The sequence below is a fragment of the Pseudomonas sp. B2021 genome, from assembly GCF_018135665.1.
GTDB classification, from domain to species: Bacteria; Pseudomonadota; Gammaproteobacteria; order Pseudomonadales; family Pseudomonadaceae; genus Aquipseudomonas; species Aquipseudomonas lactis.
In genome coordinates this window covers 1,012,212-1,037,280 of the sequence record NZ_SMOF01000001.1, presented here as the reverse complement: position 1 = coordinate 1,037,280, position 25,069 = coordinate 1,012,212, and the positions used below count along the sequence as shown (strand labels likewise).

The following is a 25,069-nucleotide window of genomic DNA, read 5'->3' as shown; positions in this document are numbered from 1 at the left end:
CCGCTGTCAGAGCGGAACCCTAGGTGGCCGTTACCGCAGCAATGGATATGTACACTATCCAACTGTGTTGACTGCCAGGCCGCCTTCGCGAGCAAGCCCGCTCCCACAGGTTGATCGCGGGGGGTCAGGTAGAGAAGCGTCGGTTGGCAGGCCGCCATCGCAGGCAAGCCAGCTCCCACAATTGGATCACCCCAGGCCTCGATTACAAGGCAACCGGCGCCCGCTCGCACAGTGTAATAAGCGCCGCCGCCCACTGCGGCTCATCATTCAGACAAGGCACCAACACCAACTCCTCCCCCCCCGCTTCACAAAATTGCTCGCGACCGCGATCACCAATTTCCTCCAACGTCTCAATGCAATCGGCGACAAACGCCGGGCACATCACCAGCAGCTTCTTCACGCCTTGCTGGGCCAGTGCCTCAAGGCGCGCCTCGGTGTAGGGTTCGATCCACTTGGCCCGGCCCAGGCGGGACTGGAACGCCACCGACCATTTACCCTCCGGCAAACCCAACCGCGCGGCCACGTCCCGCGCCACGCTGAAGCACTGCGCGCGATAACAGGTGGCAAGCACCTCGGGGGATGCGTTCTTGCAGCAATCGGCGTCCTTGAAGCAGTGCTGGCCAGTAGGGTCGAGCTTGGTCAGGTGACGCTCAGGCAAACCATGGAAACTGAGCAGCAAGTGATCGTAATCCTGCTCTACATAAGAGCGCACACTCGCCGCCAGCGCATCGAGGTACTCGGGCTGATCGTAGAACGGTTGCAGGATCGAAAACTGCACATTCAGTTGCTTGTCGCGCACCACTCGCTTGGCTTCCTCTATCACCGTGGTGACGGTGCTGTCGGCAAACTGCGGGTACAACGGCGCCAGTGTGATTTTTTGAATACCCTGGGCGGCCAGGCGTGTCAGGACCGTTTCCAGGGACGGCTCGCCATAACGCATCGCCAGTTCCACCGGGCCCTGGGTCCACTGCGCAGTCATCTGCTGTTGCAGGCGGCGGCTCAGCACCACCAGCGGCGAACCCTCGTCCCACCAGATCGACGCATAGGCATGGGCCGATTGCTCGGGGCGCTTGATCAGGATCAGCGACACCAGCAAGCGCCGCACCGGCCACGGCAAGTCGATCACATAAGGGTCCATCAGGAACTGATTGAGGTAGCTGCGCACATCGGCCACTGAAGTGGACTTTGGCGAACCCAGGTTGACCAGTAACAACGCGTGATCGGTCATGCAACATCCTATCTTTAGAGGCGGCTGGACAAGTCGTCCAGAGCCGCACACAACTCAGTGAACTGGAAAGTGAAACCTGCGGCTTGCAGCCGTTCAGGCAAAGCCTTTTGCCCACCCAGCAACAAGCCGGACAACTCGCCCAGGCCAACCTTCAACGCAAATGCCGGCATCGGCATGAACGCCGGGCGGTGCAGCACCTGGCCCAGGGTCTTGGCAAATTCGCGGTTGCGCACCGGGTGTGGCGCGCAGGCATTATAAGGACCGTTGGCGTCTTGCTTGTGCAGAAGAAAATCAATCAGGGCGATTTGATCCTTGATATGCACCCAGGGCATCCACTGCCGCCCATTGCCAATCGGCCCGCCCAGCGCCAGTTTGAACGGCAGCAGCAGGCGCGACAAAAAGCCGCCCTCGGCAGACAGCACCAACCCCGTACGCACCAGCACCACACGAATGCCCAAGGCTTCGGCACGCTGGGCGGTTTCCTCCCAGGCGATACACAACTGGCTGGGGAAGTCATCCAGCACCGGGCCGCTGGCTTCGGTCAGTTCGCGCTCGCCGCCGTCGCCGTACCAACCCACAGCAGAACCGGAGATCAGCACCGCCGGTTTCTGCTCCAGACTTTCCATCCAGGCCAGCAAGGTTTCGGTGAGGTGAATGCGACTGCTCCACAGCAACGCCTTGCGCTTGTGGGTCCAAGGCCGGTCGGCGATAGGCGCGCCTGCCAGGTTGACTACCGCGTCCACCGCGCCAATCACCTCTTGCAAACGCGCCACCCCGAGCACCTGCGCACCACACACCTGGGCGACCGTTTCCGGTTGCCGGCTCCACACCGTCAGGCGATGGCCTTGTGCGAGCCAGTGCTTGCAGAGTTGGCGACCGATCAAGCCGGTACCGCCGGTCAGCAAAATATGCATGGGACTCTCCTCATGTAACGTTCGCCGCCGCTCACTGGTCTATTTTATAAGCAGGGATCAATTTGATAATGGAGCGTGACGGGGGTTTAAGCCTTAGCTTAACCATAGGTCACGCCACACAATCAGGCACGCCAAAACTTATACCAAAAAACAATATTGTACAGCTATTGGTGTCGGCGTAGTCTGTACCCAACGGTAAAACGAGGCCTCCCATGACTGTTCCCATCGCGATCATTGGTACCGGCATCGCCGGTCTCTCCGCCGCCCGAGCGCTACAAGACGCCGGGCATGCAGTGCAACTCTTCGATAAAAGCCACGGCAGCGGTGGCCGCATGTCCAGCAAACGCAGCGACGCCGGCGCGCTGGACATGGGCGCGCAATATTTCACCGCCCGCGACCGGCGCTTCGTCAACGAAGTGCAGCGCTGGCAGAGCAACGGCTGGGCCGAGCAGTGGAAGCCCCAGCTGTATAACTTCAAGTCCGGGCAATTGACGCCCTCCCCCGATGAGCAGATCCGCTGGGTGGGCACGCCGCGCATGAGCGCCATCACCCGCGCCCTGCTCGACGACTTGCCGGTGGAGTTCGGTTGCCGCATCACCGAAGTCTTCCAGGGAACGCAGCATTGGAACCTGCTCGACGCGGACGGCGGCAATCACGGCCCTTTCAGCCATGTAATCATTGCCACGCCGCCGCCCCAAGCCACTGCCCTGCTGGCCGCCGCGCCCAAGCTGGCGAGCGCCGCCGCCGGGGTAAAAATGGACCCGACCTGGGCCATCGCCCTGGCGTTCGACAAGCCGCTGGATACGCCGATGGAAGGCTGCTTCGTGCAAGACAGCCCCCTCGACTGGCTGGCGCGCAACCGCAGCAAGCCTGGGCGCGACACCACCCTCGACACTTGGGTGCTGCACGCCACCAGCGCGTGGAGCAAGGCCCACCTGGACCTGCCGAAGGAAGCGGTGATCGAACACCTGCACGGCGCCTTCGCCGAACTGCTGCACAGCGCCATGCCCGCGCCGTCATTCAGCCTGGCGCACCGCTGGCTCTACGCGCGCCCATCGAGCAGCCATGAGTTCGGTGTGCTGGCAGACGCCGACCTCGGCTTGTTCGTCTGCGGCGACTGGTGCCTGTCCGGTCGGGTGGAAGGTGCCTGGCTCAGTGGCCAGGAAGCGGCACGACGCTTGATCGAGCACCTGCAATGAACCGCATCAACCCCGCCAAACTGCTGCTGTCAAAATGGACGGCAGCTCATCCGCGCCACAAGGAAAAACACTTCCTGGTCACCGAGTTGTTCCGTGACGAAGAGGGCACGGTGCTGGACATCGAACTGCAAGCCATCCTCACCCGGCGCGCTGAACGCCTGCCCTGGGAGACGTTGAAAAACGCTGAGGACTGGAAAATCGGCTGGAAATAACGCGGCCGCACAAACCTGTACAAATTATTTGACTTGTACAACATCGAGCCTATGATGAGATTTAGTTGTACAAGATTTTTAGCTTGTACAGGATTCTTGCAGAGGTTTGCTTATGTCCAGCCATGTGAAACCGAAGATCGCCATCAGCGCCTGCCTTCTGGGTGAGAACGTGCGCTTCAATGGCGGTCATAAACAGTCCCTGCTATGCAGCCAGACCCTCAGTGACTATTTCGATTTTGTCCCGTTGTGTCCTGAAGTTGCCATCGGCCTGGGCATTCCTCGGCAAGCAATCCGCCTGGTCGGTGACCCCGACCATCCGCAGGCTGTGGGCAGCGTAAACCCCGCGCTCAATGTCACGCAGCCACTGGACGACTACGGCCAGCGAATGGCCCAGGAACATACCGACCTGTGCGGCTACATCTTCATGCAGAAGTCACCGTCCTGCGGCCTGGAGCGGGTCAAGGTCTACCGCGACAACGGCACGCCCGTCGACGGTGGCGGGCGCGGTATTTACGCCCAGGCGTTTTGTGCGCGTCACCCTAACCTGCCGGTGGAAGAAGACGGTCGTCTGAACGACCCGGTGCTGCGGGAAAACTTCCTCACCCGCGTATTCGTGTACGCCAGTTGGCAGCAACTAATGGCCGACGGGCTTACCCGTCACCGCTTGCTGACGTTTCACTCGCGCTACAAGTACCTGCTGATGGCCCACAGCCCGGCGCATTACAAAAGCCTGGGCCACTTGCTCGGCAGCATGGGCAAAGGCATTGACCTGCCAGCGTTGGCCGACGGCTATTTCAGCGAACTGATGGCGGGCCTGAAAAAATGCGCGACTCGCGGTACCCATACCAATGTGCTGCAACACATCAGTGGCTACCTCAAGCAGGCCATCAGTGCCGATGACAAACAGGAAATGCAGACCGTCATCGGCCAATACCGCCACGGCATCGTGCCACTGGTGGTGCCGCTGACCCTGCTCAAGCACCACTTTCGCCAACACCCGGACCGCTACATCGCGCAGCAGGCCTACCTGCAACCGCACCCGGAAAACCTCAGCCTGCGTAATGCGATCTAACCCATGAAACCTGCCCTGCTCGACGAACCCGGCGAAGACCTCGCCCTGGCCCTGGAAAACGGCTGGCTGCCGATCCGCGAGGTGGCGCGCCAGACCGGCGTGAATGCGGTGACGCTGCGCGCGTGGGAGCGTCGCTACGGCCTTATCGTGCCCCAGCGCACGCCCAAAGGGCATCGGTTGTTCAGCGCCGAACATGTGCAACGCATCCAGGCCATTCTCACCTGGCTCAATCGCGGCGTGCCGGTCAGCCAGGTCAAAGGGCTGATCGACTCCGCCCAAGGCAGCCCGGAGCCGATGGAAAACGAGTGGCAGAGCCTGCGCCAGCATTTGGTGAGTGCCATCAGTGAACTGGCCGAGCGCCGGGTCGATGACGCGTTCAACCAGGCCATGGCGCTGTACCCGCCGCGCACCCTGTGCGAGCAATTGATGCTGCCGCTGCTCAACGAGCTGGAACAGCGCTGGCAGGGCCAGTTCGGCGCGCAGATGGAGCGGGTGTTCTTCCTGTCCTGGTTGCGCAGCAAGTTCGGCGCACGGATCTATCACAACAATCGTCAACTCCACGGCGCGCCGCTGTTGCTGGTCAATCATTCCGACCTGCCCCTGGAACCCCACCTGTGGCTCAGCGCCTGGCTGGCCAGCAGTGCCGATTGTCCGGTGGAAGTGTTCGATTGGCCGCTGCCGGTCGGCGAACTGGCCCTGGCGGTGGAACACCTGCAACCGCGTGCGGTGCTGCTGTATTCGAGCAAGGCCCTGCAGGTGCCGGCACTCAGCAAACTGTTGGGCGGCATTAGTTGCCCCACGGTGATTGCCGGACCAACGGTGTGCATCCACCACGCCGAGTTGGGCGTATTAACCCAGGACATCCCTGAGTTGTCCGTGGCCGAGGACCTGTTGTCGGCCCATCAATTATTGATCCAGCGTGGAATTGTCTGAATGCATCTGATCTGGCTGCGCACCGACTTGCGCCTGCACGACAACACTGCCCTGGCGGCCGCGAGCCAGCGTGGCCCCGTTGCGGCTGTTTACCTGATCACGCCCGAGCAATGGCAGGCGCATGATGACGCGCCGTGCAAAGTCGATTTCTGGCTGCGCAACTTGCAGCACCTGAGCCAGGCACTGGGCAACCTCAACATCCCGCTGTTAATCCGCCACGCCGCGACCTGGGACCAGGCGCCGACGGTGCTGAGCCAACTGTGCCGCGAGCTGTCGGTGGAGTCGGTACACGTCAACGAGGAATACGGCATTCACGAGAGCCGCCGCGACAGCGCCGTGGCCCAGGCCCTGGAAGCTGACGGCGTGACCTTCCACAGCTACCTGGACCAACTGTTTTTCCAGCCGGGCAGCGTGCTGACCAAGACCGGCACCTACTTTCAGGTGTTCAGCCAGTTCCGCAAGGTCTGCTACAGCCGCCTGCACAGCGCCCTGCCCCGCGTGGTGCCGACGCCAAAGGCCCAGGCCGAACCTGGCGTGAAGAGCGACCCTGTGCCGACGGCAGTAGAAGGGTTCCCAACACCCAGCGAAACCTTGCGTGCCCTCTGGCCCGCGGGTGAAGACGAAGCGCGCCGTCGCCTCGATGCCTTCGCCGATCAGCAGATCAGCTATTACAAGGATGAACGCGACTTCCCGGCCAAGCCCGGCACCAGTCAGCTTTCTGCCTACCTGGCCGCCGGAGTGGTTTCGCCGCGCCAGTGCTTGCACGCCGCGCTGCAAACCAACCAGGGCGAGTTCGAAAGCGGCGACATCGGCGCCATCACCTGGATCAACGAGCTGCTGTGGCGCGAGTTCTACAAACACATCCTGGTCGGCTACCCACGGGTTTCCCGCCACCGCGCGTTCCGCCCGGAAACCGAAGCCCTGGCCTGGCGCAAGGCGCCCGAAGACCTGGCCGCCTGGCAACAGGCGCGCACCGGCTTGCCGATCATCGACGCGGCCATGCGCCAACTGCTGGAAACCGGCTGGATGCACAACCGCCTGCGCATGGTGGTGGCGATGTTCCTGACCAAAAACCTGCTAATCGACTGGCGCGAAGGCGAGCGCTTCTTTATGCGCCACCTGATCGACGGTGATCTGGCGGCCAACAATGGCGGCTGGCAGTGGAGTTCGTCCACCGGCACCGACTCGGCGCCGTATTTCCGGATATTCAGCCCACTGAGCCAATCGGAAAAATTCGACGGCGACGGCGTGTTCATCAAACGCTGGCTCCCGGAACTGGCCGCGCTGAATAAAAAACAAGTGCACAACCCCGAAGCGGCTGGCGGACTGTTCGGGGTGGCGGATTACCCGCGTGCCATCGTCGATTTGAAACAGTCTCGCGAGCGCGCCTTGGCCGCATTTCGCCGGCTGCCTTCGCGTCAGGAGATGGCCGAACATGAGTGACTTCCTGCGCCAGTTCGCCCCCACCTTCGCCACGCTGGACAAGCACAACCTGCACCTGCTCGGCCGCCTGTACAGCGAGGACGTCGCCTTCGCCGACCCCCTGCATGAAGTTCAGGGCCTGCCAGCGTTGCAGCGTTACTTTGCCGACTTGTACAGCAACGTCAGCGAGCTGAATTTTGACTTCCACGGCTTCGATACCGTGGCCGAAGGCGAGGGCTACCTGCGCTGGACGATGCGTTTTCGTCACCCACGCCTGGCCGGCGGCCAGGTGATCGAGGTGCCAGGCTGTTCCCATTTGATGTGGCACGACAAGGTTTACCGCCATCGCGACTACTTCGATGCCGGCGCCCTGCTCTATGAACATGTCCCCCTACTGGGTCGCGTTATTCGTTGGCTGAAAAGGAGAATGGGATGAGCCTTACACCGCCCCGTCGTTACTGGCTGACCGGCGCCAGCAGTGGTATCGGTGCCGCGCTGGCCGTGGAGTTGCTCGACAGCGGCGCCCACGTGGCCCTCAGTTCCCGCACCCAAGGCCCGCTAGATGCCCTCGCCCTTCGTTATCCAGGCCAGGTGCTGGTGGTGGCCGGCGACCTGACCAACAGCCAGACCGTGCGCGAGATCGGTGAGCGTATCAGCGAGGTCTGGGGTTCACTGGACACCGTGATCCTCAACGCCGGCACCTGCGAATACGTGGACGCCCGGCAATTTGACGCCTCGATCATCGAGCACGTGGTGCGCACCAACCTGCTGGCCAGCAGTTATTGCATCGAGGCCGCGCTGCCGCTGTTGCGCGCCGGGCGTACCCCGCATCTGGTGGGCGTGGCCAGCGCCGTGACCTACCTGCCCATGCCCCGCGCCGAAGCCTACGGCGCGTCAAAGGCCGGCCTGCGTTACTTGTTCGAATCCCTGCGTATCGGCCTGTCGCCGGAAAACATCGATGTCACGGTGATCAGCCCAGGCTTCGTCGACACGCCGCTGACCGAGCGCAATGATTTCCCGATGCCCCTGAGCTGGCCGGCCGACAAAGCCGCGAAACACATCTTCGCCAAGCTGGAAAAACGCCCGCTGGAAATCGCCTTTCCGGCCCTGTTCATTGCCACCTTGTGGCCGCTGTCGAAGCTCCCCAACCGCGCGCAACTGATCATCGGCAAACGCATGCTGCGCAGCCCGCCACCGAAGAAGGACGACCTGTGAAGATCGCCATTATCGGCAGCGGCATCGCCGGGCTGACCAGCGCCTACCTGCTCAGCCGTCGCCACGACATTACGCTGTTTGAAGCCAGTGACTGCATTGGCGGGCATACCCACACGGCCAACGTGACGGTCGACGGCAAAAGCTATGCGGTGGACACGGGCTTCATTGTGTTCAACGACTGGACCTACCCGAATTTCATCCGCTTGCTGGAGCAAATCGGGGTCAGGTTCAAACCCACCGAGATGAGCTTTTCGGTGTGCGACCAAAGCACCGGCTTTGAGTACAACGGCAACAACCTCAATAGTCTGTTTGCCCAGCGCCGCAATATTCTGTCGCCGGGGTTCTGGGGCATGCTGCGCGATATCCTGCGCTTCAATCGCCAGGCGCCCCTGGACTTGCAAGAGCAGCGCATCAGCGCCGACATGACCCTGGGCGATTACCTCACCGCTGGCGGCTATGGCCCCAGGTTTATCCGGCATTACATCGTGCCGATGGGCGCGGCCATCTGGTCGATGTCCTTGGCCGATATGCTCAAGTTTCCGCTGCAGTTTTTTGTGCGCTTCTTCAAGAATCACGGCTTGCTTTCGGTGAGCAACCGCCCGCAATGGTGCGTGATCGAAGGCGGCTCCAGCTGTTATATCGAGCCGCTGACCCGCAGCTTTCGCGAACAGATACGGCTCAACTGCCCTGTGCATAAGGTGCAACGCAGCGACGAAGGTGTAGTTATCCACAGCCCGGCCGGCAGCGAAACCTTCGACCGCGTGGTGTTCGCCTGCCACAGCGATCAGGCCCTGGCCTTGCTCGACGACCCCAGCCAGGCCGAACAGCAGATCCTCGGTGCCCTGCCCTACGCCGACAACGACGTGGTGCTGCACACCGACACACGCCTGCTGCCCGACCGCAAACTGGCCTGGGCCAGCTGGAACTATCGGCTGACGGGCAACGTGCAACAACAGGCCGCCGTCACCTATGACATGAACATCCTGCAAGGCATCGACAGCGCCACTACCTTTTGCGTCAGCCTCAACCAGACGCCGATGATCAACCCGCTGAAGATCCTGGCGCGCTACACCTACGCGCATCCGCAATACAGCCTGGCCGCAGTGGCGGCGCAGGCACGCTGGGAAGAAGTGAACGGCGTGCGCAATACCTTTTACTGCGGGGCCTACTGGGCCAACGGCTTTCACGAAGATGGCGTGGTCAGCGCCCTGCGCGTGGCCCAGGCTTTTGGGGAAACCCTGTGAACAGCGCCTTGTACAGCGGCTGGATCGCCCATCGCCGGTTTACGCCCAAGGCCCACGCCTTTCGCTACCGCATCGGCCTGTTGTACCTGGACCTCAGTGAAGAGGATGAAGTACTGGGGCTTTCGCCGCTGGCCGGCACGGGTCGCCTGGCGCCTTTCGGTTTCCGCCAGCAGGATTACCTGCGTGAATTCACGCGCCACGGCATGAGCCTGAGCGATGCCGTGCGCCAGGAAGTCGGCAAGGCCCTGGGGCAAACACCCCAGGGCGCTATCTGCCTGCTGACCCAGGCCCGCAGTTGGGGCCTGGCTTTTAACCCGGTGAGTTTCTTCTACTGCTTCGAGGCTGACGGGCAACTGGCCGCGATCCTGTGTGAAGTGACCAACACCCCATGGCGCGAGCGCTATCACTACGTGCTGCCCGCCCAGGCACTGGGCGCCGATGAGCACCAGCATTTCGCCGTGGCCAAGGCCTTCCATGTGTCGCCGTTTTTGCCTCGCGGCCTGGAATACCGCATGAGTTTCAGCCCACCCGCCGCCAGGCTCGGCGTGCACATGGCCGATTGGCAAGGCACGCAAAAAGTCTTCGATGCCACCTTGAGCCTGGAAAAACAGGCACTGAGCCGCGCCAGCCTGCATCGCTATTTGTGGCGCTTTCCCTGGATGACCGCCAAGACCGGCCTTGCAATCTATTGGCAAGCTTTGCGCCTGCTGCTCAAACGCACACCGATTTTTTCCCACCAGGCCGCCGATGGCGCCTCTCGCACCGCAGTCGGGTATACCAAGGATCGCCGCCATGAAATCCCCTAGCTTATCGGTCAAGGCTAACCGCCTGAACGTCAACGGCATGACCGCTGCGCTATTGCGCAAAGGCGTGTTGCGCCAGCTCAGCCAATTGCGCCACGGCCAGTTGGTGATCATCGAGGATGGCGAGCGGCAAGTCTTCGGCGCACGGGAAGCGCACCTGCTGGGCGAGATCCAGATTCTCGACGCGGCGGTATGGGGGCTGGTGGCGGCCAATGGCTCGATCGGCGCCGGCGAAGCGTTTATCCATGGTTATTGGACCAGTCCCGACCTCACCGCCGTGGTGCGTGTGATGGTCAGCAACCTGGAGGTGCTCGACGCCATGGAGGGTGGCTTGGCTCGCCTGGCCCGGCCGTTCACTCAGGGCCTGCACTGGCTCAACCGCAACACACGCAAAGGCTCGCAAAAAAACATCGCCGCCCATTACGACCTGGGCAACGACCTGTTCGAAGAATTTCTCGATCCCACGATGATGTACTCGGCGGCGCAGTTCCTGACCCCCGATGACACCCTGGAACAGGCACAACTGAACAAGTTGGCGCGCATCTGCCAGAAACTGGCGCTTAAGCCCAGCGACCATCTACTGGAAATCGGCACCGGCTGGGGCAGCATGGCGTTGTATGCGGCGCAGCATTACGGTTGTCGGGTCACCACCACGACCCTGTCCAAGGAACAGTTCGCCTACACCGCGCAGCGTATTGAGGCGCTGGGCCTGCAAGACCAAGTGACGGTGCTGCTGAGCGATTATCGCGACCTCACCGGTGAGTACGACAAACTGGTGTCGATCGAAATGATTGAAGCGGTGGGCCATCGTTTCCTGCCCACCTATTTCAAACAATGTGCCCAGTTGCTCAAGCCCGACGGCTTGATGCTGCTGCAAGCCATCACCATACGTGAACAGCGCTTTGAACAGGCCAAGCGTAGCGTCGACTTTATCCAGCGCTACATCTTCCCCGGCGGCGCGCTGCCTTGTGTGCAAAACATGCTGCAAATCGTCAGCCGCGACACCGACATGAACCTGCTGCACATGGAAGACTTCGGCCTGCACTACGCCCGTACCCTACGCCTGTGGCATGAGAATTTTCGCCGCGCCCATGGCCGTCTTGCGGAACTGGGTTATGACGAGTACTTCCTGCGCCTGTGGGAGTTTTACCTGTGCTACTGCGAAGGCGGCTTTATGGAGCGCACCATCGGCACCGCACAGTTGCTGCTGGCCAAACCGGCGGCGATCAATCCACCGCTGCTCGGGCGTTTCAGTGCTTAAACCCCTGGCCAATGCCGTGCTGTTTCAGTGCGGCTGGTTTGTCTGCGTGCTCGGCGGCGATAGCCGTTGGCTGCTGATTGGTATCGCGGCGCTGGGCGTCCATCTTCTGTGGATAAGTTCATGGACCAGAGAGGGGCAAGTGATTCTGGCCGTGACGGTGCTGGGCACCCTGGTCGATACGGCACTGCGCGGGCTGGGCGTGTTTGAGTTCAATACACCGGGGCCATTGATTCCGCTGTGGCTGATACTGTTATGGGCCTTGCTGGCCACCACCTTGCGGCATTGCCTGGCCTGGAGCGCACAGCCCTGGTGGCTGGCCAGCCTGCTAGGCGCGGTGGGCGGGCCGTTGTCTTATTACGCCGGCAGCCAATTGGCGGGTGTGAGTTTTGGGTACGGCACCATCCCAACACTGATCGGCCTGGCGCTGTTATGGGCCATGCTCTTTCCGCTGTTGCACAGGATTGCGCAGAGGCTGGAGCATTGACGCCCGTCCGAGCATTCATACGCGTCTAGCGCACTTGCCTTACACTGCGCGCCTATGACCAACATCCCTCACATTCAAATCACCGAACCCGTCACCTGCTCGACGTGCGCGGCCTGTTGCTGCCAGCTGGAAGTCATGCTGATCACCGACACTGGCGTGCCGCAACGCTTTATCGATACCGACGATTGGGGCGGTGAGGTGATGCTGCGCCTGGACGACGGCTGGTGCGCAGCGTTGGACCGCGACACGATGATGTGCACGATTTATGAGCTGCGGCCGCTGATTTGCCGGGAGTTCGAGATGGGGGCGCCGGAATGCCTTGAAGAGCGCGAAGGCATTACCACGGCCTACCGCTGATTCTATAGGAGCGAGCTTGCTCGCGAAAAACCTGAGAACGCCGCGTTAAACCTGATTCGCTGCGTTATCGTTGAGGTTCTTCGCGAGCAAGCTCGCTCCTACAGTGCATTACAACGGCATGGTGTAGTGCAGCGAGTAGCTCTCTACCCCATCGTTATTGCTGCTGATGCCGGCGTTGGAATAATGCGTGGCACGAATGCCCACTTCATGCCCGCCGTTGAACCGCAGGCCGAAACCCAGGCGGTCTTCGAACTGGAAGGACTGGCCGATGTTGTTGTCTTCCAGCCGAGTGCGAGAGAACAACGCCACGCCGATACCGGCTTCGATGTAGGGCTTGACCGACTCGCCGGCAAACTCATACACAAATACCGGCGAGAACGACAGGCTGCTGGCGCCCGCACGGTCATCCCCTTCCCAATAGGTATAGGCGCCGCTCCAGTAGCCGGTCAGTCGGCCGACATTGCTCTGCATCCAGCTTTTGTCCCAATCGGAGGTCAGGCCCAGGCGGTAGGTCAGCGTCGAATCGCTGGTGCTGCCCAAGCCGAACTCCAGGCCGGTGGCCTGGGCTGAAACAGAGTGTCCCAACATAGCGGCCGCAATCGCAGCCAAACAGAACAAGCGCTTCATGTGAAACGTCCTTTGCAAACGGAATAATTGGGTTATGTACAGGCTAACGGGCTATAGAAGCCGACGCATAGCCAGAAGTTCAGCTTTTTTCAGTGTTATTTCACGAAATTTTCACGAGCCAAAGCTTCGCACAACTCCAGGATGTTTCCAAAGTGTCGGTAGGATATTTCTTAGGTGACACCGATCGCCGCTGGTCCAGAACTGTGCAGGTTCAGGTTCGCCAACGGCCAGCAGGTCGCGCTCACCGAGCAAGCGCTTGAGCTGGCGCGCCACGGCGGCGCCGGTATCAATGAGGATGATGCTGGGGGGCAGCATCTGCGCCAGGAGTGGCTTGAGGAAAGGATAGTGAGTACAACCCAGGATGATGGTGTCGCAACCAGCGCTGAGCAGCGGCTCGATATAGCCTTGCAGCAGGGCGCTCAAGGCGGGGCTATTCAGGTCGCCAGCTTCAATCAACTCCACCAGGCCTGGGCACGGCTGGGTAATCACTCGCACATCGGTGGCGAAGCGATCGAGCAAGGCGGCGAACTTGGCGCTTTGCAGGGTGCCGGTGGTGGCAAGCACACCCACCACACCGCTGCGCGTGGCAGCAGCAGCAGGTTTGACCGCAGGCTCCATGCCGACCAATGGCCAGTCGGGGTAGTCCTGGCGCAAATCGGCGACGGCGGCGACGGTTGCCGTGTTACAGGCAATCACGAACGCCTTGGCGCCCCGCTCGCGGAAAAACTCAGCGACCGAGCGAGAACGCTCGAGAATGAACGCCGGGGTTTTCTCGCCATAGGGAATGTGCCCGCAGTCAGCCACGTACAGCAGTGACTCGCGGGGCAATAATTGCTGAATTTCTTCCAGCACCGTGAGGCCGCCGATGCCGGAATCGAACACACCGATAGGCGCGCCCTTAACCATGTTGTGTTCCGCAGACGCTGCAGCCAGGGTCGCGCTTGACGCGCAACTCACGAAAACGCGTGGTCAGCGCATCGATCAACAATAGGCGCCCCACCAACGGCTCACCAAAACCGGCCAGCAGTTTCAAGGCTTCCAACGCTTGCAGGCTGCCAACCACCCCCACCAACGGCCCGACGACGCCGGCTTCGCTGCAGGTCAGTTCAGTGTCGCTGCCGTGCCCATACAAACAGTGGTAACAGGGGCTGTCGGCGCGACGGGAATCGAATACCGACAATTGCCCCTCAAGGCGAATGGCCGCGCCACTGATCAACGGTTTGCCAGCGGTTACGCAGGCCGCGTTGACCGCCTCGCGGGTAGAGAAGTTGTCGCTGCAATCGAGCACCAGGTCCACTGCGTTGACCGCAGCGGCCAGCGAGTCGGCATCCAGCGCAGCACGATGGGCGACCAAGGTGACGTCAGGGTTGATCGCCCTCAAGCGCCCCATGGCCGAATCGACCTTGGTCTGCCCCACGCTGTCAGTGTCATGGATGATCTGGCGTTGCAGGTTGGTCAAATCGACCGTGTCAAAGTCCGCCAGGTGCAACTCGCCCACACCGGCAGCGGCCAGGTAAAGCGCCACCGGAGCGCCCAGGCCACCCAGGCCGACGATCAACGCGCGGCTCTGTTTCAGGCGTAATTGGCCTTCGATGTCGACATGCTGCAACAGAATCTGCCGGCTATAGCGCAACAGCTCCTGGTCGGTCAGCACGGGCGGCGTCCCAAAGTGATGCGTTCGTGACCGCCGAGGTCGATGCGGCTGTGTACGCCTTCAAAGCCCTGGTTCAGCAACAAGTCGCGCACGGCCTGGGCCTGGTCGTAACCGTGTTCGAGCAACAGCCAGCCGCCGTCGTTCAGGTGGGCAGGAGACTCTGCAATGATCAAGCGCAAATCGTCCAGGCCATCGTGCCCCGCCACCAGCGCACTGGCCGGTTCGAAGCGCACATCGCCGGCCACCAGGTGCGGGTCATTGTCGGCAATATAGGGCGGGTTGCTGATGATCAGGTCGAAGCGGTGGCCTTGCAGGGCGCTGAACCAATGGCTGCTCAGCACCGTGGCGTTATGAAGGTGCAGGCGTTGGCGATTGCGCTCGGCCAGGGCCACGGCCTCCAGCACGCGGTCGACCGCCGTGACCTGCCAGGCCGGGCGCTCGCTGGCCAAGGCCAAGGCGATGGCGCCGCTGCCGGTGCCCAGGTCCAGGACCTGGGCGGGCGTGGCGGGCAGCAATTCCAGGGCGGCCTCCACCAGCAGTTCGGTTTCCGGGCGCGGGATCAGGGTGTGCGGCGCCACTTCAAGGTCGAGTTTCCAGAAACCTTGTTGGCCGAGGATATACGCCACCGGCTCGCCGCTGCGGCGGCGCTGCAGGTAGCTGGCAAACGTCAGGGCATCTTCGCTGCTGACGATCTTTTCCGGCCAGGTATGCAGGTAGCTGCGCGATTTACCCAGGGCAGCGGCCAGCAGCAACTCCACGTCCAGGCGCGCTGTCGGCGAGTCGGGCAGGTCAGCGGCGCGCAGCAGGCTGGCAATGATGGTCATTTAGTCACCTATCGCCGCCAGTTGATCGGCCTGGTATTCGGCGAGCAACGGCTCGATCACCGCATCCACGCCACCGGCAAGGATTTCGTCGAGGGAGTACAGGGTGAGGTTGACCCGATGGTCGGTAACCCGGCCCTGGGCAAAGTTGTAGGTGCGGATACGCTCGGAGCGGTCGCCGGAGCCCACCAGCAGCTTGCGTTCGCTGGCAATCGCGTTGGCCGCGGCGCTGGTCTGCTGGTCGTTCAACTTGGCCGACAACCAGGACATGGCCCGCGCACGGTTCTTGTGCTGGGAACGTTCTTCCTGGCACTCAACAACAATGCCCGACGGCAAGTGAGTGATACGGATCGCCGAGTCGGTCTTGTTAACGTGCTGGCCACCCGCGCCGGATGAGCGGTAGGTGTCGACGCGCAAATCCGCCGGGTTGATCTCGATGGCTTCCTGCTCGTCCGGCTCAGGCAACACGGCGACGGTGCACGCCGAGGTGTGGATACGGCCTTGGGATTCGGTGGCCGGCACCCGCTGTACGCGGTGCGCACCGGACTCGAACTTCAGCTTGCCGTAGACGTTGTCGCCTTCGACCCGGGCGATGACTTCTTTATAGCCGCCGTGCTCGCCCTCGTTCTCGGAGAGGATCTCCACGCGCCAGCCGCGACGCTCGGCATAGCGCGAATACATGCGGAACAGGTCGCCGGAGAAAATCGCCGCCTCGTCGCCACCGGTGCCGGCACGGATTTCAAGGAACACGTTGCGCCCGTCGTTAGGGTCCTTGGGCAGCAACATGCGTTGCAGGTCACCCTCAAGCTCAGCGAGTTTTTCCTTGGCTTCGCGGACTTCCTCCACGGCCATTTCGCGCATGTCCGGGTCGCTGTCCTTGAGCAGGGCCTGGGCGCCTTCAAGGTCGGCCTGGACTTTCAGTAGGTTTTTATAGGTGGCCACAATGGGCTCAACTTCGGCGTATTCCTTAGAATAAGCACGGAATTTGGTTTGATCGGAAATGACCTCGCCATCGCCGAGCAAGGCGGTCAGTTCTTCGAAACGGTCCTGGAGCACGTCCAGTTTATTGAGCAGTGACGCTTTCATTGCGGTTTTTTATCCGAAGAGCTGTCTGACGCGCCCTCACCGAGGGCAAAGAGTTCCTGGGCCATGGCCAGCGCATCGAGGCGGCCTTCGGCGGTAAGCTTTTTCAACTGAACGCTAGGGGCGTGAAGCAGCTTGTTGGTCAGGCCACGGGCCAATTGCATCAGCACCTCTTCGGCGCCGCTGCCGTTGGCCAGCATGCGCTGGGCCTTGAGCAACTCTTCATCACGCAGGCGTTCACCCTGCTGACGATACGCCTTGAGCACATCCACTGCCGCCAGTTCACGCAGGCGCACCATGAAATCTTCGGCGCCGGTGCTGACCATTTCCTCGGCGGCCTGGGCGGCACCCTGACGACTCTTGAGGTTTTCAGCGACCACTTCATGCAGATCATCGACGCTATAGAGGTAAACGTCGTCCAACTCGCCGACTTCGGGCTCGATATCCCGAGGAACGGCGATATCCACCATGAAGATCGGCTTGTGCTTGCGAAGCTTCAACGCGCTCTCGACCGCGCCCTTGCCCAGAATCGGCAATTGGCTGGCGGTGGAACTGATGACGATATCACTGCGTACCAGTTCAGCGGGAATGTCCGACAGCAGCACCGCATGCGCACCGAACTGCTCGGCCAGAATGCTGGCGCGCTCCAGGGTGCGGTTGGCAACCACAATACGCTTCACGCCAAGGTCGTGCAGGTGACGGGCCACCAGGGTAATGGTTTCCCCGGCGCCGATCAGCAGGGCCTGGCTGCGCTGCAAGTCGCTGAAGATCTGCTTGGCCAGGCTCACGGCGGCAAAGGCCACGGACACCGGGTTTTCGCCGATGGCCGTATCGGTGCGCACTTGCTTGGCGGAATTGAAGGTGGCCTGGAACAGGCGGCCCAGCAAGGGGCCGACGGTGCCGGCCTCGCGCGCCACGGCGTAGGCGGACTTCATCTGGCCGAGGATCTGCGGTTCGCCCAATACCAGCGAGTCGAGACCAGCCGCCACGCGCATCATGTGACGAACTGCCGCATCCTCTTCATGCACATAAGCGCTGGCGCGCAGGTCATCGAGGCTCAAATGGTGATAATCGGCCAGCCAGCGCAGCACCACATCCGCCGAGAGATGTTCCTGCTCTATATAGAGCTCGCTGCGATTGCAGGTCGAAAGGATCGCAGCTTCGCGGCTGTCGGTGAGCCGGCAGAGCTGCTGCAGGGCCTCAACCAACTGCTCTGGCGTAAACGCCACGCGCTCGCGCACGTCTACGGAGGCAGTCTTGTGGTTAATACCGAGTGCGAGGAAGGCCATTCAATATCGCTGATGATGTCGGGAAGCCGACAATTGTCCTACTTCGAAAGATCCAGAACAACCACCGTCGTCTATTGTCCCTATACCTTATGCCTATCAATGCACTTTTGTAGGAGCGAGCTTGCTCGCGAAAAACCTGAGAGCGCCGCTGAGCGCCAGGCGTCCCGCATTATCGTTGACGATTTTCGCGAGCAAGCTCGCTCCTACAAAGGAAAGGCAAAAGGCAGCAATAGTCGTATTCCGAGTGCCCCGGTTATGTTTGGCCGAAGGCTTGTGTCATGATGATCCGACCGCAGGTTAGTCGTCCTCTTCCTATATGAATAGATCTTCCGCGTTGCTCCTCGCTTTTGTCTTCCTCAGCGGCTGCCAGGCCATGGCCCCCGTGTCGCCGGACGCTACGTCGCCGGTGGAAGACAGCACTCCGGCCCCTGAAAAGCCCAAGGTTTATTCCTCGTTCAGTGAAGAAACGATCTACAGCCTGCTGACCGCTGAACTGGCCGGCCAGCGCAATCGCTTCGATATTGCGCTGGATAATTACGTGACCCAGGCCATCAATACCCAGGACCCGGGGATTTCCGAGCGAGCGTTTCGCATCGCCGAATACCTGGGCGCCGACCAGGCAGCGCTGGACACCTCGCTGATCTGGGCCAAAAACGCCCCGGATGACCTGGAAGCGCAACGCGCCGCGGCCGTGCAACTGGCGCGTGCCGGGCGCTATGACGACTCCATGGTCTATATGGAGAAGGTTTTGCAGGGCAAGGGCGACACGCATTTTGACTTTCTTGCGCTATCGGCCGCCGACACCGACCAGGACACGCGCAATGGCCTGATGAAGAGTTTTGATCGCCTGCTGCAAAAGCACCCTAAGAACAGTCAGTTGATTTTCGGCAAGGCCCTGCTGCTGCAACAGGACGATGAAGCTGACGCCGCGCTCAAACTCCTGGAACAGAACCCGCCGGAAGAAGGCGAAATCGCGCCGATCCTGTTGCGCGCACGCCTGCTGCAAAGCCTTAACCGCGGTAAGGAAGCGATTCCGCTGCTGGAAAAAAGCATCAAGAAATACCCCGGCGACAAGCGCCTGCTCCTGACCTATGCACGCATGCTGGTTGAGCAGGACCGGATGGAAGACGCCAAAGTGCAGTTCGCCAACCTGGTCCAGCAATACCCGGACGACGACGAACTGCGTTATTCCCTGGCATTGGTGTGCCTGGAAGCCAAAGCCTGGGACGAGGCCAAGGGCTACCTGCAAGAGCTGATCGAACGTGACAGCCACGTGGACTCGGCGCACCTGAACCTGGGCCGCATCGCTGAAGAGCGCAACGACCCGCAAGCGGCCCTGCTTGAATACGCCCAGGTCGGCCCCGGCAATGATTATCTGCCCGCGCAATTGCGCCAGGCCGATATCCTGATGAGCAACGGCCGCACCGACGAAGCGGAAAAACGCCTGGCCGCGGCCCGCGATGCCGAACCGGACTACGCGATCCAGCTGTACCTGATCCAGGCCGAGACCTTATCGGCCAACAAACAGGGCGAACGCGCCTGGAAACTGTTGCAACAGGCGTTGCTGCAATACCCCGACGATTTGAACCTGCTGTACACCCGCGCCATGCAGGCAGAAAAACGCAATGACCTGGCGCAGCTGGAAAAAGACCTGCGCCTGATCATCAAGCGTGACCCGGACAACGCCATGGCCCTTAACGCCCTGGGTTATACCTTGTCCGACCGCACTACACGCTACGCCGAAGCCAAGGTGCTGATCGAACAGGCTCATGCGCTCAACCCTGAAGACCCGGCCGTGCTCGATAGCCTGGGCTGGGTGAATTACCGCCTGGGCAACCTCGACGAGGCCGAGCGCTTGCTGCGCCAGGCACTGGAGCGTTTCCCGGACCAGGAAGTTGCCGCGCACCTGGGCGAAGTGCTCTGGGCCAATGGCAAGCAGCGCGAAGCCCGACAAATCTGGGAAAAATTCCTCAAGGAACAACCCGACAGCCCTATCCTGCGCAGCACCATCAAGCGCCTGACCGGATCCGAGACCCTTTAAGCTTATGTTCTTGCGCCACATTATCGTTTTCAGTTTCATCGCCCTGCTCGCCGGTTGCGCGGGCATCGGCAGCCGTGAATCCGTTGAAGGCCAGGGCAACCCGGCACAATGGAAACAACACAAGGACCAGCTCAGCAGCATCGATGGCTGGCAGATCGAGGGCAAGGTCGGGGTGCGTGCGCCGAAAGACTCCGGCAGCGGCACCCTGTTCTGGCTGCAACGCCAGGACTACTACGACATTCGCCTCTCGGGCCCCCTGGGTCGTGGCGCAGCCCGCCTGACTGGCAGGCCAGGGCAAGTAAGCCTGGAAGTGGCCAATCAGGGCCGCTACGAGGCAACCTCCCCGGAAGAACTGCTGGAGCAGCAGATTGGCTGGAAGTTGCCTGTCTCGCATTTGGTCTGGTGGGTGCGCGGCTTGCCGGCGCCGGACAGCAAGAGCCGTCTGAGCCTCAATGGCGACAGCCGCCTCGCCACACTGGAGCAGGATGGCTGGCAGGTCGAATATTTGAGCTATGTGGAACAAAGCGGCTACTGGCTTCCAGAACGTATCAAGCTGCATGGCACCGACCTTGACGTCACGCTGGTGATCAAGGACTGGCAACCGCGCAAGCTGGGGCAATAACGTGTCCGCACAAAAATTGACCCTGCCCTCCCCGGCCAAGCTCAACCTGATGCTGCACATCCTCGGTCGCCGTGAAGATGGCTACCACGAGTTGCAAACGCTGTTTCAGTTTCTCGACTACGGCGATGAGCTGACCTTTGCCGTGCGTGACGATGGCGTTATCCAACTGCACACCGAATTCGACGGCGTACCCCACGACAGCAATCTGATTGTGCGGGCGGCAAAAAAACTTCAGGAACAATCCGGCTGCCCACTTGGCATTGATATCTGGATCGACAAAATCCTGCCCATGGGCGGTGGCATCGGCGGCGGCAGTTCAAATGCCGCCACCACCTTGCTGGGCCTCAATCACTTATGGCAACTGGGCTGGAACCACGACCGCCTTGCTGCGCTGGGCCTCACGCTGGGCGCCGACGTCCCGGTTTTCGTGCGGGGGCACGCCGCATTTGCTGAAGGCGTTGGGGAGAAACTCACCCCTGTAGAGCCCGAAGAACCTTGGTATGTCGTGCTGGTGCCGCAAGTATCTGTAAGTACAGCAGAAATTTTTTCAGATCCGTTGTTGACACGTAACTCTTCTCCCATTAAAGTGCGCCCCGTTCCCAAGGGAAACAGTCGAAATGACTGCTTACCGGTTGTAGCAAGGCGTTATCCAGAGGTACGTAACGCTTTGAATTTGTTAGGTAAATTTACCGAAGCAAAATTAACCGGCACTGGAAGTTGTGTGTTTGGGGGCTTCCCAAGCAAAGCTGAAGCTGATAAAGTCTCGGCCCTTCTTACAGAGACCCTTACAGGGTTTGTAGCAAAAGGAAGCAACGTTTCGATGTTGCATCGCAAGCTGCAAAGTCTGCTCTAAAAGGAACCGAGTGTTAGGCACTCGTTGCAACAGATACAGGGGCGTCGCCAAGCGGTAAGGCAGCAGGTTTTGATCCTGCCATGCGTTGGTTCGAATCCAGCCGCCCCTGCCATTTTCTAATACTCATCCAGGTTACCCTCAGCCTCTAGGTACTGCGCGTGTCCAAGATGATGGTCTTTACGGGGAATGCCAACCCCGATCTGGCTCGACGTGTCGTACGTCAGCTGCATATCCCTCTCGGTGACATCTCTGTCGGTAAATTCTCCGACGGCGAAATTACAGCCGAGATCAATGAAAATGTCCGCGGTAAAGACGTCTTCATTATTCAGCCGACCTGCGCTCCGACCAACGATAACCTGATGGAACTCGTCGTGATGGCTGATGCCTTCCGCCGCTCCTCAGCGACTCGAATCACAGCTGTAATCCCTTACTTTGGTTATGCCCGTCAGGATCGCCGTCCGCGTTCCGCTCGTGTGGCTATCAGCGCGAAAGTCGTTGCTGACATGCTGACCGTGGTAGGTATCGACCGTGTGCTCACGGTTGACCTGCACGCTGACCAAATCCAGGGGTTCTTCGATATTCCGGTAGATAACATCTACGGCTCCCCCGTTCTGGTGGATGACATCGAAGACCAGCGCTTTGAAAACCTGATGATCGTGTCCCCGGACATTGGTGGCGTCGTGCGTGCACGGGCTGTTGCCAAATCCCTGGGCGTGGACCTCGGGATCATCGACAAACGCCGTGAGAAAGCCAATCACTCTGAAGTGATGCATATCATCGGTGATGTCGAAGGGCGTACCTGTATTCTGGTTGATGACATGGTCGACACCGCCGGCACCCTGTGCCACGCGGCGAAAGCCTTGAAAGAGCACGGTGCAGCAAAAGTCTTCGCCTACTGCACACACCCTGTGCTGTCGGGCCGAGCGATCGAGAACATCGAGAACTCCGTGCTGGACGAACTGGTGGTGACCAACACCATCCCGTTGTCCGCCGCAGCTCAAGCCTGTGCACGTATCCGTCAACTGGATATTGCACCGGTCGTTGCCGAAGCGGTTCGCCGCATCAGCAATGAAGAATCGATCAGCGCGATGTTCCGTTAAGGGTCAAACCAACGGATCACCTCACTGACGAAAAGCGCCCCGCCCCAGCATTCCGCTGGGGCGGGGCTTTTTTGCCCATATCGAGTTCGGCGCTGGTCGCAAACGCCCCTCGATGATGGCTATTTTGGAGATACAACATGAACGAATTTACTCTGAACGCCCAAGCGCGTACTGACCTGGGGAAAGGTGCGAGCCGCCGCCTGCGTCACGCCGCCAACATCCCAGCCGTTGTCTACGGTGGTAACAAGCCTGCTGAATCCGTGACCATCCTGGCCAAGGAAATCGCCAAGCTGTTCGAAAACGAAGCTGCCTACAGCCACGTTATCGAGCTGAACGTCGACGGCGCCAAGCAGAACGTCATCGTTAAAGCGATGCAGCGTCACCCTTCCAAGCAGTTCATCATGCACGCTGACTTCGTTCGCGTTGTTGCTGGCCAAAAACTGACCGCCATCGTGCCTGTGCACTTTGTAGGTGAAGAAGCTCCGGTCAAGAAAGGCGGCGAGATCTCTCACGTCCTGAACGAAATCGAAGTGACCTGCCTGCCAAAAGACCTGCCTGAGTTCATCGAAGTCGACCTGTCGGCTCTGGAAATCGGCGCCATCGTTCACCTGTCCGACCTCAAGGCTCCTAAAGGCGTTGAGTTTGTTGCACTGGCTCACGGTGATGACAAAGCTGTTGCCAACGTTCACGCTCCACGCGTTGCTCCAGAAGAAGCTGAAGAAGGCGCTGCAGAGTAATTCACTCTGTATTGCCGGAGCTTGAGGAAACATCGCGGACCGAAACGTAGCGAGAAAGCGGGCGATAACGCGGCGTTTACTCTTGAGTAAATGATGTAGTGTCGTCCACTTTCGCCGCACCTGGGTACGGCGATGTTATCCACAACTCCAAAGGAAGGGCCCCTGTCGTGACTGCCATTAAACTGATCGTTGGCCTGGGAAATCCAGGCGCCGAATACGAACAGACCCGGCATAACGCGGGGGCCCTTTTTGTTGAGCGCATCGCCCACGCCCAAGGCATCAATCTGGTGGCCGATCGCAAATATTTTGGCCTGACCGGGCGCTTCTCGCACCAGGGTCAGGATGTTCGTCTACTGATTCCCACCACCTACATGAACCGCAGCGGCCAGGCTGTCGCGGCGCTTGCGGGCTTCTTCCGGATCAAACCCGAAGAAATCCTGGTGGCCCATGACGAACTGGACCTGCCACCCGGTGTAGCCAAGCTCAAGCTCGGCGGCGGGCATGGTGGGCACAATGGCCTGCGCGACATCATCGCGCAGTTGGGCAATCAGAATAATTTTTACCGTCTGCGGCTCGGCATTGGCCACCCAGGCGTTGCCAGTATGGTTTCAAATTTCGTCCTGGGTCGTGCGCCACGCGCCGAACAGGAAAAACTCGATGCCAGCATCGATTTTGCCCTCGGCGTGCTGCCGGATATCTTCGCCGGTGAATGGAACCGTGCGATGAAAAACCTGCACAGCCAGAAGGCCTGACTCTTACCGAGGGGAAACACCATGGGATTCAATTGCGGCATCGTCGGCCTGCCCAACGTCGGCAAATCCACCCTGTTCAACGCCCTGACCAAGTCCGGTATTGCGGCGGAGAACTTCCCCTTCTGCACCATCGAACCCAACAGCGGCATTGTGCCGATGCCGGACCCGCGTCTTGACGCACTGTCGGCCATCGTCAATCCCAAGCGCATCCTGCCGACCACCATGGAGTTCGTCGACATCGCAGGCCTGGTTGCCGGCGCCTCGAAAGGTGAAGGCTTGGGCAACAAGTTTCTGGCCAACATCCGCGAAACCGATGCCATCGCCCACGTGGTCCGCTGCTTTGAAGACGAGAACGTGATTCACGTCTCCAACAGCGTCGACCCCAAGCGCGACATCGAGATCATCGACCTGGAACTGATCTTCGCCGACCTCGACAGCTGCGAGAAGCAACTGCAAAAAGTCGCACGTAACGCCAAGGGCGGCGACAAGGATGCAGTGGTCCAGAAAGGCCTGCTGGAGCAACTGATCGCGCACTTCACCGAAGGCAAGCCGGCGCGCAGCCTGATGAAGAACATGGGCGCAGACGAGAAGGCCGTGATCAAGGGCTTCCACCTGCTGACCACCAAGCCTGTGATGTACATCGCCAACGTTGCCGAAGACGGCTTCGAGAACAACCCGCTGCTCGACGTGGTCAAGGCCATTGCCGACGAAGAAGGCGCCATCGTTGTTCCGGTGTGCAACAAGATCGAAGCGGAAATCGCCGAGCTCGACGACGGCGAAGAAAAGGACATGTTCCTCGAGGCCCTAGGCCTGGAAGAGCCTGGCCTGAACCGCGTGATCCGCGCCGGCTACGAAATGCTCAACCTGCAGACCTACTTCACAGCCGGTGTCGAAGAAGTTCGCGCCTGGACCGTCAAGGTCGGTGCCACCGCGCCACAGGCCGCCGGCGTGATCCACACCGACTTCGAAAAAGGCTTCATCCGCGCCGAAGTGATCGCCTACAACGACTTCATCCAGTTCAAGGGTGAAGCCGGTGCCAAGGAAGCTGGTAAATGGCGCTTGGAAGGCAAGGACTACATTGTTAAAGACGGCGATGTGATGCACTTCCGCTTCAACGTATAAGCGTTAGCTGAACACCCTGCCCTA

27 protein-coding genes, 1 tRNA gene and 1 pseudogene are annotated in these 25,069 nt (G+C 60.6%); 20 read left to right on the top strand and 9 right to left on the bottom strand.

All coding sequences use genetic code 11. From position 1 onward, the window contains the following. Positions 1-202 precede the first annotated feature (202 nt). Complete coding sequence (hemH, locus tag E1K68_RS04590; protein ID WP_212613832.1) at positions 203-1,228, bottom strand: ferrochelatase; 1,026 nt, start codon at positions 1,226-1,228, stop codon at positions 203-205. A 14-nt stretch (positions 1,229-1,242) separates the two neighbouring features. After that, positions 1,243-2,142, bottom strand: coding sequence for a TIGR01777 family oxidoreductase (locus E1K68_RS04585; protein WP_212613831.1), 900 nt, complete (start codon positions 2,140-2,142; stop codon positions 1,243-1,245). Positions 2,143-2,354: 212 nt separating this feature from the next. Between E1K68_RS04585 and E1K68_RS04580 the strand changes: the two genes are divergently transcribed. The 12 genes from E1K68_RS04580 to E1K68_RS04525 all read left to right on the top strand — a co-directional run bounded on the left by E1K68_RS04580 (position 2,355) and on the right by E1K68_RS04525 (position 12,344). Beyond that, a complete protein-coding gene (locus E1K68_RS04580; RefSeq protein ID WP_212613830.1) occupies positions 2,355-3,341 on the top strand; it encodes an NAD(P)/FAD-dependent oxidoreductase in 987 nt (328 codons plus the stop codon). After that, entirely contained in the window at positions 3,338-3,553 is a 216-nt protein-coding gene (locus E1K68_RS04575; protein WP_003188381.1) for a TIGR02450 family Trp-rich protein, read from the top strand. The genes E1K68_RS04580 and E1K68_RS04575 overlap by 4 nt, the downstream gene beginning before the upstream one ends. Before the next feature lie 112 nt (positions 3,554-3,665). Continuing rightward, entirely contained in the window at positions 3,666-4,625 is a 960-nt protein-coding gene (locus E1K68_RS04570) for a DUF523 and DUF1722 domain-containing protein (protein WP_034134404.1), read from the top strand. A gap of 3 nt (positions 4,626-4,628) precedes the next feature. Beyond that, complete coding sequence (locus tag E1K68_RS04565) at positions 4,629-5,558, top strand: MerR family transcriptional regulator (RefSeq protein ID WP_032893648.1); 930 nt, start codon at positions 4,629-4,631, stop codon at positions 5,556-5,558. Next, positions 5,559-7,001, top strand: a complete 1,443-nt coding sequence (gene phrB, locus E1K68_RS04560; RefSeq protein WP_094775123.1) for a deoxyribodipyrimidine photo-lyase — start codon at positions 5,559-5,561, stop codon at positions 6,999-7,001. It begins immediately after the preceding gene. Further along, positions 6,994-7,416, top strand: coding sequence for a nuclear transport factor 2 family protein (locus E1K68_RS04555; protein ID WP_014716844.1), 423 nt, complete (start codon positions 6,994-6,996; stop codon positions 7,414-7,416). The genes phrB and E1K68_RS04555 overlap by 8 nt, the downstream gene beginning before the upstream one ends. Then, the gene (locus E1K68_RS04550; protein ID WP_003188373.1) at positions 7,413-8,195 is read left to right on the top strand and encodes an SDR family NAD(P)-dependent oxidoreductase; all 783 of its coding nucleotides are present in this window, start codon (positions 7,413-7,415) and stop codon (positions 8,193-8,195) included. Before E1K68_RS04555 ends, E1K68_RS04550 begins: the two co-directional genes overlap by 4 nt. After that, positions 8,192-9,439 (top strand): FAD-dependent oxidoreductase, encoded by a 1,248-nt coding sequence (locus E1K68_RS04545; protein WP_169855835.1) that lies wholly within the window; start codon positions 8,192-8,194, stop codon positions 9,437-9,439. The genes E1K68_RS04550 and E1K68_RS04545 overlap by 4 nt, the downstream gene beginning before the upstream one ends. After that, a complete protein-coding gene (locus tag E1K68_RS04540; protein WP_003188369.1) occupies positions 9,436-10,245 on the top strand; it encodes a DUF1365 domain-containing protein in 810 nt (269 codons plus the stop codon). The genes E1K68_RS04545 and E1K68_RS04540 overlap by 4 nt, the downstream gene beginning before the upstream one ends. Further along, entirely contained in the window at positions 10,232-11,503 is a 1,272-nt protein-coding gene (locus tag E1K68_RS04535; RefSeq protein WP_020302482.1) for a cyclopropane-fatty-acyl-phospholipid synthase family protein, read from the top strand. Before E1K68_RS04540 ends, E1K68_RS04535 begins: the two co-directional genes overlap by 14 nt. Beyond that, positions 11,496-11,987, top strand: coding sequence for a DUF2878 domain-containing protein (locus tag E1K68_RS04530; RefSeq protein WP_034134408.1), 492 nt, complete (start codon positions 11,496-11,498; stop codon positions 11,985-11,987). The genes E1K68_RS04535 and E1K68_RS04530 overlap by 8 nt, the downstream gene beginning before the upstream one ends. 54 nt (positions 11,988-12,041) lie before the next feature. Then, on the top strand, positions 12,042-12,344 hold the full coding sequence (locus tag E1K68_RS04525) for a YkgJ family cysteine cluster protein (protein WP_003188364.1): 303 nt from the start codon (positions 12,042-12,044) through the stop codon (positions 12,342-12,344). Positions 12,345-12,452: 108 nt separating this feature from the next. On the opposite strand, the gene E1K68_RS04520 is transcribed toward E1K68_RS04525, so the two are convergent. The 7 genes and pseudogenes from E1K68_RS04520 to E1K68_RS27685 form a co-directional block, all read right to left on the bottom strand. Then, complete coding sequence (locus E1K68_RS04520; protein WP_003188363.1) at positions 12,453-12,971, bottom strand: acyloxyacyl hydrolase; 519 nt, start codon at positions 12,969-12,971, stop codon at positions 12,453-12,455. A gap of 111 nt (positions 12,972-13,082) precedes the next feature. Continuing rightward, on the bottom strand, positions 13,083-13,877 hold the full coding sequence (murI, locus tag E1K68_RS04515; RefSeq protein ID WP_003188362.1) for a glutamate racemase: 795 nt from the start codon (positions 13,875-13,877) through the stop codon (positions 13,083-13,085). After that, positions 13,870-14,625 carry a molybdopterin-synthase adenylyltransferase MoeB gene (locus E1K68_RS04510; RefSeq protein WP_003188361.1) on the bottom strand — a complete coding sequence of 252 codons (756 nt, stop codon included), beginning with the start codon at positions 14,623-14,625 and terminating at the stop codon, positions 13,870-13,872. Before E1K68_RS04510 ends, murI begins: the two co-directional genes overlap by 8 nt. Then, on the bottom strand, positions 14,619-15,449 hold the full coding sequence (gene prmC / locus E1K68_RS04505; protein WP_003188360.1) for a peptide chain release factor N(5)-glutamine methyltransferase: 831 nt from the start codon (positions 15,447-15,449) through the stop codon (positions 14,619-14,621). Before prmC ends, E1K68_RS04510 begins: the two co-directional genes overlap by 7 nt. After that, positions 15,450-16,532 (bottom strand): peptide chain release factor 1, encoded by a 1,083-nt coding sequence (gene prfA, locus E1K68_RS04500; protein ID WP_003188358.1) that lies wholly within the window; start codon positions 16,530-16,532, stop codon positions 15,450-15,452. Further along, on the bottom strand, positions 16,529-17,818 hold the full coding sequence (gene hemA, locus E1K68_RS04495) for a glutamyl-tRNA reductase (protein WP_003188356.1): 1,290 nt from the start codon (positions 17,816-17,818) through the stop codon (positions 16,529-16,531). Before hemA ends, prfA begins: the two co-directional genes overlap by 4 nt. A 108-nt stretch (positions 17,819-17,926) precedes the next feature. After that, positions 17,927-18,013 (bottom strand): annotated as a pseudogene (locus tag E1K68_RS27685) (outer membrane lipoprotein carrier protein LolA); the annotation flags it as partial. A 121-nt stretch (positions 18,014-18,134) separates the two neighbouring features. Between E1K68_RS27685 and E1K68_RS04490 the strand changes: the two are divergent. From E1K68_RS04490 to ychF, 8 genes are all read left to right on the top strand, one after another. Then, positions 18,135-19,859, top strand: coding sequence for a tetratricopeptide repeat protein (locus tag E1K68_RS04490; protein ID WP_003188355.1), 1,725 nt, complete (start codon positions 18,135-18,137; stop codon positions 19,857-19,859). A gap of 4 nt (positions 19,860-19,863) precedes the next feature. Beyond that, entirely contained in the window at positions 19,864-20,481 is a 618-nt protein-coding gene (gene lolB, locus E1K68_RS04485; RefSeq protein WP_003188354.1) for a lipoprotein insertase outer membrane protein LolB, read from the top strand. Positions 20,482-20,530: 49 nt separating this feature from the next. Continuing rightward, complete coding sequence (ispE, locus tag E1K68_RS04480) at positions 20,531-21,334, top strand: 4-(cytidine 5'-diphospho)-2-C-methyl-D-erythritol kinase (RefSeq protein WP_244858858.1); 804 nt, start codon at positions 20,531-20,533, stop codon at positions 21,332-21,334. A 37-nt stretch (positions 21,335-21,371) separates the two neighbouring features. Further along, positions 21,372-21,446 (top strand) — tRNA-Gln (locus tag E1K68_RS04475). A 46-nt stretch (positions 21,447-21,492) separates the two neighbouring features. Beyond that, positions 21,493-22,434: a ribose-phosphate pyrophosphokinase gene (locus E1K68_RS04470; RefSeq protein WP_003171603.1), complete on the top strand. Its 942-nt coding sequence runs from the start codon at positions 21,493-21,495 to the stop codon at positions 22,432-22,434. Between the two features lie 137 nt (positions 22,435-22,571). Next, positions 22,572-23,171, top strand: a complete 600-nt coding sequence (locus E1K68_RS04465; protein WP_003188351.1) for a 50S ribosomal protein L25/general stress protein Ctc — start codon at positions 22,572-22,574, stop codon at positions 23,169-23,171. 167 nt (positions 23,172-23,338) lie between these two features. Next, entirely contained in the window at positions 23,339-23,923 is a 585-nt protein-coding gene (pth, locus tag E1K68_RS04460) for an aminoacyl-tRNA hydrolase (RefSeq protein WP_003188350.1), read from the top strand. A gap of 21 nt (positions 23,924-23,944) precedes the next feature. After that, positions 23,945-25,045 (top strand): redox-regulated ATPase YchF, encoded by a 1,101-nt coding sequence (gene ychF, locus E1K68_RS04455; RefSeq protein WP_032893664.1) that lies wholly within the window; start codon positions 23,945-23,947, stop codon positions 25,043-25,045. The last annotated feature ends 24 nt before the right edge of the window (positions 25,046-25,069 follow it).

Bases quoted from the DNA above. Each gene is read 5' to 3' on its own strand.
- E1K68_RS04555 (WP_014716844.1), top strand. From the start codon at position 6,994: ATGAGTGACTTCCTGCGCCAGTTCGCCCCCACCTTCGCCACGCTGGAC.
- E1K68_RS04550 (WP_003188373.1), top strand. From the start codon at position 7,413: ATGAGCCTTACACCGCCCCGTCGTTACTGGCTGACCGGCGCCAGCAGT.
- E1K68_RS04575 (WP_003188381.1), top strand. From the start codon at position 3,338: ATGAACCGCATCAACCCCGCCAAACTGCTGCTGTCAAAATGGACGGCA.
- E1K68_RS04465 (WP_003188351.1), top strand. From the start codon at position 22,572: ATGAACGAATTTACTCTGAACGCCCAAGCGCGTACTGACCTGGGGAAA.
- E1K68_RS04525 (WP_003188364.1), top strand. From the start codon at position 12,042: ATGACCAACATCCCTCACATTCAAATCACCGAACCCGTCACCTGCTCG.
- E1K68_RS04565 (WP_032893648.1), top strand. From the start codon at position 4,629: ATGAAACCTGCCCTGCTCGACGAACCCGGCGAAGACCTCGCCCTGGCC.
- E1K68_RS04580 (WP_212613830.1), top strand. From the start codon at position 2,355: ATGACTGTTCCCATCGCGATCATTGGTACCGGCATCGCCGGTCTCTCC.
- murI (WP_003188362.1), bottom strand. From the start codon at position 13,877: ATGGTTAAGGGCGCGCCTATCGGTGTGTTCGATTCCGGCATCGGCGGC.
- E1K68_RS04570 (WP_034134404.1), top strand. From the start codon at position 3,666: ATGTCCAGCCATGTGAAACCGAAGATCGCCATCAGCGCCTGCCTTCTG.
- lolB (WP_003188354.1), top strand. From the start codon at position 19,864: ATGTTCTTGCGCCACATTATCGTTTTCAGTTTCATCGCCCTGCTCGCC.
- prfA (WP_003188358.1), bottom strand. From the start codon at position 16,532: ATGAAAGCGTCACTGCTCAATAAACTGGACGTGCTCCAGGACCGTTTC.
- prmC (WP_003188360.1), bottom strand. From the start codon at position 15,449: ATGACCATCATTGCCAGCCTGCTGCGCGCCGCTGACCTGCCCGACTCG.
- E1K68_RS04490 (WP_003188355.1), top strand. From the start codon at position 18,135: ATGAATAGATCTTCCGCGTTGCTCCTCGCTTTTGTCTTCCTCAGCGGC.
- ispE (WP_244858858.1), top strand. From the start codon at position 20,531: ATGCTGCACATCCTCGGTCGCCGTGAAGATGGCTACCACGAGTTGCAA.
- E1K68_RS04535 (WP_020302482.1), top strand. From the start codon at position 10,232: ATGAAATCCCCTAGCTTATCGGTCAAGGCTAACCGCCTGAACGTCAAC.
- E1K68_RS04520 (WP_003188363.1), bottom strand. From the start codon at position 12,971: ATGAAGCGCTTGTTCTGTTTGGCTGCGATTGCGGCCGCTATGTTGGGA.
- phrB (WP_094775123.1), top strand. From the start codon at position 5,559: ATGCATCTGATCTGGCTGCGCACCGACTTGCGCCTGCACGACAACACT.
- E1K68_RS04585 (WP_212613831.1), bottom strand. From the start codon at position 2,142: ATGCATATTTTGCTGACCGGCGGTACCGGCTTGATCGGTCGCCAACTC.
- ychF (WP_032893664.1), top strand. From the start codon at position 23,945: ATGGGATTCAATTGCGGCATCGTCGGCCTGCCCAACGTCGGCAAATCC.
- hemA (WP_003188356.1), bottom strand. From the start codon at position 17,818: ATGGCCTTCCTCGCACTCGGTATTAACCACAAGACTGCCTCCGTAGAC.
- hemH (WP_212613832.1), bottom strand. From the start codon at position 1,228: ATGACCGATCACGCGTTGTTACTGGTCAACCTGGGTTCGCCAAAGTCC.